The sequence below is a fragment of the Aldersonia kunmingensis genome, from assembly GCF_001646865.1.
Taxonomy (GTDB): Bacteria; Actinomycetota; Actinomycetes; order Mycobacteriales; family Mycobacteriaceae; genus Aldersonia; species Aldersonia kunmingensis.
This window is the reverse complement of sequence record NZ_LRRB01000241.1, coordinates 52,385-61,964: the sequence shown is the minus strand read 5'-3', so window position 1 is coordinate 61,964 and position 9,580 is coordinate 52,385. Positions and strand designations below refer to the sequence as shown.

General features: G+C 67.4%; 3 protein-coding genes. 2 read left to right on the top strand and 1 reads right to left on the bottom strand.

Annotation, left to right across the window (positions count from 1 at the left end; all coding sequences use genetic code 11):
• Nucleotides 1–78: 78 nt before the first annotated feature.
• Together A8G08_RS19035 and A8G08_RS19030 are read left to right on the top strand one after the other, a co-directional pair.
• On the top strand, nt 79–7,503 hold the full coding sequence (locus A8G08_RS19035; protein ID WP_222844282.1) for a non-ribosomal peptide synthetase: 7,425 nt from the start codon (nt 79–81) through the stop codon (nt 7,501–7,503).
• The gene (locus tag A8G08_RS19030) at nt 7,500–8,537 is read left to right on the top strand and encodes an alpha/beta hydrolase (RefSeq protein ID WP_068277661.1); all 1,038 of its coding nucleotides are present in this window, start codon (nt 7,500–7,502) and stop codon (nt 8,535–8,537) included. Before A8G08_RS19035 ends, A8G08_RS19030 begins: the two co-directional genes overlap by 4 nt.
• Nucleotides 8,538–8,551: 14 nt before the next feature.
• Here A8G08_RS19030 and A8G08_RS19025 read toward each other — a convergent pair whose 3' ends face one another.
• Nucleotides 8,552–9,496 (bottom strand): methionyl-tRNA formyltransferase, encoded by a 945-nt coding sequence (locus tag A8G08_RS19025; protein WP_068277658.1) that lies wholly within the window; start codon nt 9,494–9,496, stop codon nt 8,552–8,554.
• Between the last annotated feature and the right edge of the window lie 84 nt (nt 9,497–9,580).

Genomic DNA, 9,580 nt, shown 5'->3' with positions numbered 1-9,580 from the left:
CTGACGGAGACTTCCGTCGACGGTGCCGGGCTGGCCGGATCACTGGTCTATGCGACCGACCTGTTCGATCCGGCGACGATGACCGAGTTGGCACAGCGCTTCACACGCCTGCTCGCAGCCGTGGCGACCGACCCAACCGTGCCCGTCGGCGACCTCACGCTCCTCGACGCGACCGAACACGCCGCGCTGACCGCGCTGCCCGGACAGTTCACGCCGACGACGGCCGCGTTGCTGCCCGACATCCTCGCGGCCGCAGTGGCCGCGGACCCGCAGGCAACGGCAGTGCGATTCGAGGGCCGGTCCTACTCGTATCGCGAGCTGGATTCCGCTTCCAACCGGTTGGCGCGGTTGCTGATCGAGCAGGGTGTCGGGACCGAAACACGTGTCGCGCTGGCCTTCCCGCGCTCCTACTCGATGGTGCTCGCGGTATGGGCGGTCGCGAAAGCGGGTGCGGCCCATGTGCCGGTGGATCCGACCTACCCGTCGGATCGGGTGGAGTTCATGCTCGCCGACTCCGACGCCGTGCTGGGTGTGACGCAGGCGCCTTACGCCCCGGGACTGCCCAGTGGGCGTGTCGAATGGCTGGTCCTCGACGACACGGACACAGCGGCGCGCCTGGCGCAGTTCTCTGCGGCGTCGATCACCGATGCCGACCGGCTCGCGCCCCTACGACCGGCGAATACCGCGTACATGATCTACACCTCCGGTTCGACGGGCCGGCCGAAGGGTGTGGCAGTCACCCACACCGGGCTGGCCGGTGTGCTTGGCGCGGCACTGCAGCGTTACGAGCTCACCGCGGATTCCCGCTTCCTGCACGTATGTTCCCCGAGCTTCGACCCGTCCGTGCTGGAGTGGATGGCCGCGTTCTCGACCGGCGCGACATTGGTGATCACGCCGCCCGACGTGCTCGGTGGCGTGGAGATGACGGAGCTGCTCGCCGCCGAAGCGGTCACCAACCTGATCATCACCCCCGCGGTCCTCGGCACACTCGACTCCGCCGCGCTGACCGACCTTCGAGTCGTCTCGGTCGGCGGCGACGCGTCGACACCCGAACTCGTCGCGCAGTGGGCGCCGGGCAGGCGGTACTTCAACGGCTACGGCCCCACCGAAACGACGATCATCTCGAACTACGCGGAATTGGTTGCCGACGAGGCGATCACGATCGGCACCGCGGTGCCCGGCGTCGGCGCCTACGTTCTCGACCGCAGGCTGCGCCCCGTGCCCGTGGGCGTTCCCGGAGAGCTGTACCTCTCCGGCGCCGCACTGGCACGCGGCTACCACGACCGCAGCGCAATGACTGCGGAGCGATTTGTGGCCCATCCGTTCGGCACGGAAGGTGAGCGCATCTACCGCACCGGCGATCTCGTACGCTGGCGCGGCGACGAGTCGCTGGAGTTCGTCGGCCGCAGCGACTTCCAGGTGAAGATCCGCGGCTACCGCGTGGAACTCGGTGAGATCGACGCCGCTCTCGTGGCCCACGAATCGGTACGCTTCGCCGTAACCCTCGGCCGCACACTCGATTCCGGCGCGACGGTGCTGGTGTCCTATGTGCAGCCGGCGCCGGGAACCACGGTCGATTCCACCGCCTTGGCCGAGTTCACCGCGGAGCGGCTGCCGAACTACATGGTGCCGTCCGCGTTCGTGGTGATCGATTCGGTGCCTCTCACGCCGATCGGAAAGCTGGATCGTAAGGCGCTGCCCGAACCGGTCTTCGAGACTGCGGAATTCCGTGCTCCTGCAACGGAAATGGAGCGCCTCGTCGCCGAGTGCATGGCCGAGGTGCTCGGACTGTCGTCGGTGAGCGTGGATGATTCGTTCTTCGCACTCGGTGGTGACAGCATCGTCTCGATCCAGCTGGTCGCCCGCGCCCGCGCCCGTGGGGTGCGGTTCACTGCGCGCGACGTATTCGAGCGCCGCACCATTGCGGCGCTCGCGCAGGCCGCGGTGTTCATCGACGAGGCCGACGAAGCAGCCACGCTGCCCGAGCTCCCCGGCGGTGGCGTCGGCGAAATGCCGCCCACACCGTTGCTCGCCGACCTGCTCGCGGCGGGCGGCGATCTACACGCGTTCACCCAGGCGGTGGCGGTGCAGCTGCCGGAGGGGATCGACGCCGACCTGCTGCGGGCCACGCTCGCCGCGGTCCTCGACCACCACGACATGCTCCGCGCCCAGCTGCGGTACGCCGCGGACGGAAGCCCGATGCTCGAAGCGCGTCCTGTCGGTTCGGTCGATATCGACTCACTCATTCGCCGTGTCGCGGTGCCGGCCGATATCGACGACGACGAGCTCACCCGGGTCGCGACGCGGGAATGTGCCGATGCCGTAGCCGAACTCGATCCCGAGAGCGGTGCGGTGCTTCGCTTCGTCTGGTTCGAGTTCGCCGAGCCCGCGACCGGCGGCCCCCGCCGGCGCGGAGTGCTGCGGATCATCGCGCACCACTATGTGGTCGATGGCGTCTCGTGGCGTGTCCTCATCCCCGATTTCGGTATCGCCTGGTCGCAACTCGCTGCCGGACAGCAAGTTTCGCTCGATCCGGTCGGGACCTCGATGCGGCGGTGGACCCACGCTCTCGCCGAGGAGGCGGCGCGCCCCGAGCGGGTCGCCGAAACCGCACTGTGGCAGGAGATCCTGCAAGGCGCCGATCCGGTGATCGGCTCGCGGCCCCTCGATCCCGCCGTCGACACCGCAGCCACGCTCGATCGCGTTGCGATGCGGCTGCCCGCCGACGTGACCGAGGCCGTGCTGCAGACGGTTCCGGAACGCTATCGCGGCGGTGCGAACGACGCGTTGCTGACGGCGCTGGCGCTCGCGGTGACGCAATGGCGGCGCAACCGCGGCGTGGACTGCACCTCGACGCTGGTACGGATGGAAGGCCACGGCCGCGAGGAAGACGTGTTCGCAGGAGCGGACCTGTCGCGCACGATCGGCTGGTTCACCAGCGTCTACCCGGCCCGGGCAGAACTCGGCGACCTCGATCTCGCCGATGCGTTCGCCGGTGGCCCTGCGGCAGGGGCGGCGATCAAGGCCGTCAAGGAACAGCTGCTTGCCATCCCGGACAAGGGCATCGGCTACGGCCTGCTCCACAACCTGAACGCGGACACCGCCACAACACTCGCGGGTGCCGGTGCTCCGCAGATCGGCTTCAACTACCTCGGCCGCGTGGGTGGCGGTTCCGCCGTCGCGGAATTCGCCGCGATCGGCTGGGCGCCGACCGGCGAGTTGGGCGACGTCACCTCGGCGGACGAGCAGACCTATCCGGCCCACGTGGTGATCGACATCAACGCGGCGATCGACGCGGACGGTGGCCTCGATGCCGGCTTCAGCTTCCCGCCCGGTGTCATCGATCGCGTCGACGTCGCCGAGCTTGCCTCGTTGTTCGGCGATGCGCTGCGCGGATTGGCCATGCACGCAACCGATCCCCGTTCCGGCGGTCTGACACCGTCCGACCTCCCACTGGCATCGGTTACGCAGACCGACATCGACGCCTTCGAGACCGCCTACCCGGGCGTGGCGGATGTGTGGGCACTGTCGCCGTTGCAATCCGGGCTGCTGTTCCACACGCTGCTGATCGCGCCGGGCGCAGTCGACGTCTACACGATGCAGGCGGTCCTGAAACTCGGCGGGTCGCTCGACGTCAGCCGCCTGCACAACGCTGCGCAGGCACTGCTCGAGCGCTATCCCAACCTGCGCGCCGCATTCGTCGCCGACCACACCGGCACCGCCGTTCAGGTCATCACCACACGGGTTGATGTGCCCTGGCGCGAAGTCGATCTCACCGACCGTCCGGACGCGCGGGCGCACGCCCGGACGCTGTTCGCCGATGATCAGCGTCGCGGCTTCGATATGACTGCGCCACCGCTGCTGCGGTTCACCCTCGCGCGCACCGCGCACGACGAGTGGCAACTCGCTGTCACGCTCCACCACATCCTGCTCGACGGCTGGTCGATGCCGCTGGTGATGCGTGACCTGCTGGTGCTCTACGCCGTTGGTGGCAATCTTTCGGTGCTGCCGCGGGTTGGCGAGTACCGCGCGTTCCTCGGCTGGCTTGCCGAGCGCGACCGAGCCGCCTCGCAGGAACGGTGGGCCACGGCACTGGACGGTGTCGAAGGCCCCACGCTGCTCGAGTCCGCTGCGGCGCCCGCGGAATCGGGCATCGGCAAGCTGACGCTCGAACTGGCCGAGACCGAGACAGCACGGCTCGCCCTGGTGGCGGCCGACCTCGGTGTCACCGTCAACACCGTGGTCCAGTTGGCTTGGGCAATTCTGTTGGGCCGCATGACCGGTCGCTCGGATGTGGTGTTCGGCGCGACGGTCTCGGGCCGTCCCGCCGACGTACCCGGTGTCGAGTCGATGGTCGGTCTGTTCATCAACACCGTCCCGGTGCGCGTGCGAATCGACGCGACGATGCCGATCTCCGTTCTGCTGCGCGAACTGCAGGTGGAGCAGGCCGATCTCGTCGAGCACCACTTCGTTGGTCTCACGGATATTCAGCGCGCTGCCGGGGTCACCAGCCTTTTCAACACGCTAGTGGTGTTCGAGTCCTATCCCGTCGACAAGGACGGACTCGGTGCAGCCAACGACGCACTCGACGGCCTGCGCATAACCGGAGTCGAAGTCGACGACGGAACGCACTACCCGGTGACATTGCTTGCCTCGGTCGAGGCAACGCTGGGCCTGGTGCTGAAGTACGACCGGGGCATCTTCGGGACCGCCGAAATCGACACGCTCGGTAGCCGGCTCCTGCGGGTCATCGAGGCGATCGCGGTAGATCCCGCACTGCCGGTCGGCGAGGTCGACCTGCTGACCGCCGACGAGCGGACCCAGGTACTGCAGCGCTGGAACGACACCGCTGTCGACGGGGTGTCGGGGTTGCTGCTCGACAGGTTCGAGCAGCAGGTTGCGGCTACGCCGAACGCCTCCGCGGTGCTGTTCGTGGACGCGACCCTCACCTACGCAGAGTTTGCGGCGCGGGCCAATCGCCTTGCCCGCCACCTTGTGTCGATAGGGGTCGGTCCGGAATCTCGGGTGGCGGTCGCGATGCGGCGCAGCCCGGACCTGCTGATCGCAATCTATGCGGTGGTGGCCGCGGGTGGCGCCTACGTTCCGGTGGACCCCGATCATCCCGCCGACCGGATCGCCTATGTGCTCGATTCCGCCGAACCAGCCGTCGTGTTGTCCACCACCACCGATGAGTTCGCGACGGGTGACCGGACTGTCCTGCATATCGACGCGCTGGATCTGTCCGGGTATTCGGCCGCGGCAGTGACCGATTCGCACCGAGTGGCACCGCTGCGTCCGGAGAACACGGCGTACGTGATCTATACATCGGGATCGACGGGCCGCCCGAAGGGTGTCGCGGTGCCGCACGCCGCGATCGTGAACCGTCTGGCGTGGATGCAAGCCGAGTACGGCCTCGACAACGCCGACGTCGTGCTGTGGAAGACGCCCGTCACCTTCGACGTATCGGTGTGGGAGTTGTTCTGGGCGTTGGGGATCGGTGCGCGTCTCGTCGTCGCCGCACCGGATGGGCACCGCGACCCGAACTATCTCGCCGACCTGATCGAGCAGCAGTCGGTGACCACGATGCATTTCGTGCCGTCGATGCTGTCGGTGTTCGTGGCGACCGTCCCCGCCGGGCGGTGCAGCACACTGCGACGGGTCTTCGCCTCCGGTGAAGCCCTCAGCGGCGAAGTCGCACAGCGGATGCGCGCACTCGCACCCGGAGTGGGTGTGCACAACCTCTACGGCCCGACCGAAGCCGCCGTCGATGTCACCTACCACGAAGTGACCGACACCGACCGCGCCGGCGTGCCGATCGGCGCACCGGTGTGGAACACCCAGGTCTACGTTCTCGACGCACGCTTGCAACCCGTCCCCGAGGGCATCGCCGGTGAGCTTTACCTCGCAGGCGTGCAACTCGCACGCGGATACCTCGGTCGTCCCGATCTGTCCGCTGACCGATTCGTGGCCAACCCCTTCGGCGCAGGTGAAAGGCTTTACCGCACAGGCGATTTGGTTCGGTGGACCGCGGTGTCCGATGGCCGCTCCGCAGGCTCCGCTCCTGGACTTTCGGGTCGCTCCGCAGGCTCCGCTCCTGCCGGCGAGCTAGAGTACCTGGGGCGCACCGACTTCCAGGTGAAGATCCGTGGATTGCGCATCGAGTTGGGCGAGATCGAGACCGCACTGCGCGGCTCGGACGACGTCGCAGACGCGGTCGTAATCGCCCACAGCGATCCGCATGCGGGCGACCGGTTGATCGGCTATGCCGTCGCGTCGGCCGGTGCCACCCTCGACGAGGCCACACTGCGCGCCGCAGTAGCAGCCCGCGTGCCCACCTACATGGTGCCCGCCCAGATCCTGGTGCTCGACGCATTCCCGCTCAACGCCTCGGGCAAGCTCGACCGCAAAGCACTACCCGCTCCGGTGGTGCAGGCAGCAGTGTTCCGCGCGCCTGCCACACCTTCAGAACAGGCAGTCGCGTCCGTGTTCGAGGACGTTCTCGGGACACCGGTTGTCGGCGCAGACGACAACTTCTTCGATCTCGGCGGTGACTCGCTATCCGCTGCGCGGGTTGTCGCGAAACTGCGCGACGGTGCCGGCATCGAGATTCCGCTGCAGTGGCTGTTCTCCGATCCGACGCCGGCCTCGATCGCGCGGCGTCACGAGGAGTCCGGATCGGATGACGCGGGACTCGATGTGCTGCTGCCGATCCGGGCCGCCGGAAGTGAGGCGCCGCTGTTCTGCGTGCATCCGGTTGTTGGCTTGGCCTGGTGCTACGGCGGTCTCACCGGTGTGATCGACAGGGATCGCCCGATTTATGGCCTGCAGACGCCGGGCATCATCGACGATTCGGCACCGGCCGAATCCATCGATGTGCTCGCTTCGCGGTATCTCGACGAGATCCGTCGGGTTCAGCCGGAGGGGCCGTATCACCTGCTCGGCTGGTCACTCGGTGGAGTTCTCGCCCATGCCATGGCCGTACAACTCGAAGCGGCCGGGCAGACCGTCGATTCCCTCGTGCTACTCGACAGCTTCGCGCGTCCCGTTCCGTCCGCGACTGCGACAGAGGACTTCCGCGTCGCCGATCTGCTCGCCGGACTCGGCCTGCACAGCGCTCCGCAGATCACCGACCGGGCAGTCGGGCCGGAGACGGTGGACGTCGTCCTCGCGCAAGTGGAAAGTAGGTTCCCATCGATTCGGCCGGAGCACTTGCACCGACTGCTCGACGCTGCGACGCACAACGTGGGTCTCCAACGTGCCCATCGTCCTGGCGAGTTCGGCGGCGACGTACTGTACTTCACTGCAGAACGTGACCATCCCGCATCCACCAGGGGAGTCGATACCTGGCGGTCGTTCGTGGGAGGCGTAATCCGCGAGTTCCAGGTGGACACCACGCACTGGCAAATCTGCACACCCGGTGCGCTTGCCGAGATCGGCCCGATCGTGGGCGCGTACCTCGACCGGGACGACCGGCGTTATGAAGAAATGGAGCTACACCGATGAGGCTGCGTTCTACCGTGCCACCGATCATCGCCATTGCCGCTGTGCTGGGACTCGCCGGCGCGCCGGGCGCGGCGGCGGCGCCGGCGGCGCCGAATTCGGTACCTGCCTCATCGAGCGCGAGCGCCACGGCGCACGTGGATCGCATCGAGCGTGTGTCGGATCGGCGATGGGACGTGTTCGTCTATTCGCCATCGATGGACACCGTGGTCCAGTTGCAGGTACTGCGCCCTGCCGACGACAGTTCGCCTCAGCCGACGCTCTACCTGCTCAACGGCGCCGATGCCGGAGTGCACAACGCCAATTGGCTCGAACAGACGGACGTCGTCAGCTTCTTCTCCGACAAGGACGTCAACGTCGTCATCCCGATCGGCGGCTACGCCGCGTACTACACCGACTGGCGCAACGATGATCCCAAGCTCGGCCGCAACAAATGGCAGACGTTCCTGACCGAGGAACTGCCGCCGGTGGTCGATACCGCACTCGGCACCAATGGTGTCAATGCCATTGGTGGTCTGTCGATGTCCGCTTCGTCGGTGCTGGATCTTGCGATCCAATCGCCCGGTTTGTACCGCGGTGTCGCGTCCTACAGCGGCTGTGCGACGACAAGTGACCCCGTGGGCCAGAGCCTCGTTCGCTCCATCGTGGAGCTGCGAGGCCAGGGCGATGCGGACAACATGTGGGGCGCGCCGAACGATCCCGAGTGGGCGGCCCACGACCCGTATATCAACGCGGAAGGGCTGCGCGGACTCGACCTCTACATTTCGACCTCGACCGGGCTTCCCGGCCCGCACGACACGCCGACTGCCGCCCGGGGACCGGACGCGCCGGCACTGGAGAATCAGATCCTCGTCGGCGGCGCGATCGAGGCAATCACGAACTTCTGCACCCGACGCCTAGCGGACCGGCTGAACGCCCTCGGCATTCCCGCGACGTACGACTTCCGCCCGACCGGGACTCACTCCTGGCTGTATTGGCAGGACGCGCTGCACGAGTCGTGGCCGACACTTGCGAAGGCGCTCGACAAGGCGCAGTAGTCGGAGAGCGCGGGTTACCGCTCGTTGGTGAGGTACCCGCCGCCTTGCGGGAAGAAGTCGTTCGCGTCGTGCTCGACACCGTCGTCGGTGCGCAGGCGCTCGATCACGAGGCCGCGGTTGCCGCCGCGATAAGCGTCCGGGCCCGCGACGATGACCATGCCCTTGCCCTCGCGGATGAACACGCGGCCGGGCGTCCCGCCGTAGCGGCACTGCGACACCGAGGCCTGCACGATGCGCAGGCGCTGGCCGCGGAAGTAGGTGTACGCGTTCGGGTACGGGTCGACGAGCGCACGGACGAAGCGGTCGATGTACTCGGCCGGCCAGGTCCAGTCGATCCGGTCGTCGATCTCGGCGCGCTTGTGGAAGAAGGTGCGGTCCTCCAGGTTCTGCGGGGTCCAGATGGCGTTGCCGCTCTCGATCAGTTCGAGCGCCTCGCTGAGCACCTCGGGGATGATGTCGATGGTGGCCTGCACCAACTGGGTCGAGGTGTCGCGTGGGCCGATCGGGACGGCGCGCTGCACGACGACGTCGCCGGTGTCGAGCCCGTCATCCATCCGATGCGCGGTTAGTCCCACCTCGCTCTCACCGCTGATCAGTGCCCAGATGACGGGCGAGAAGCCGGTGAACTTCGGCAGCATCGAGTCGTGCAGGTTGAGCGTGCCGTGGGGCGGGAGGTCGAACAGTTCCTTCGGCAGCCAGGTGCGCCAGTTGTTGGCCACGATGATGTCCGGCTCGGCGCGCTTCACGCGGTCGATCAGTTCGGCGTCCGGCCGCTTCGCCAGGTGCAGTGGCACGTTGTTCGCGCGCGCCAGGTCCTCCACCGAGTCCGCCCAGATCGACTCGTAGGCATGGTCGCTCGGCGGGTGTGTGACCGCCAGTACAACCTCGTGCGGTGAGTCCAGTAGCGCCTGCAGAGTCTTGTGTCCCCAGGTCTGATAGCCGAACGTGACTACGCGCATCTACTGGCCTTACATCTCGGAATGGCTCGTGGCCGCCCCCCAATCGGGCGGCACTCGGGAAAGTGCCCAGTCAGCTTGACTGCC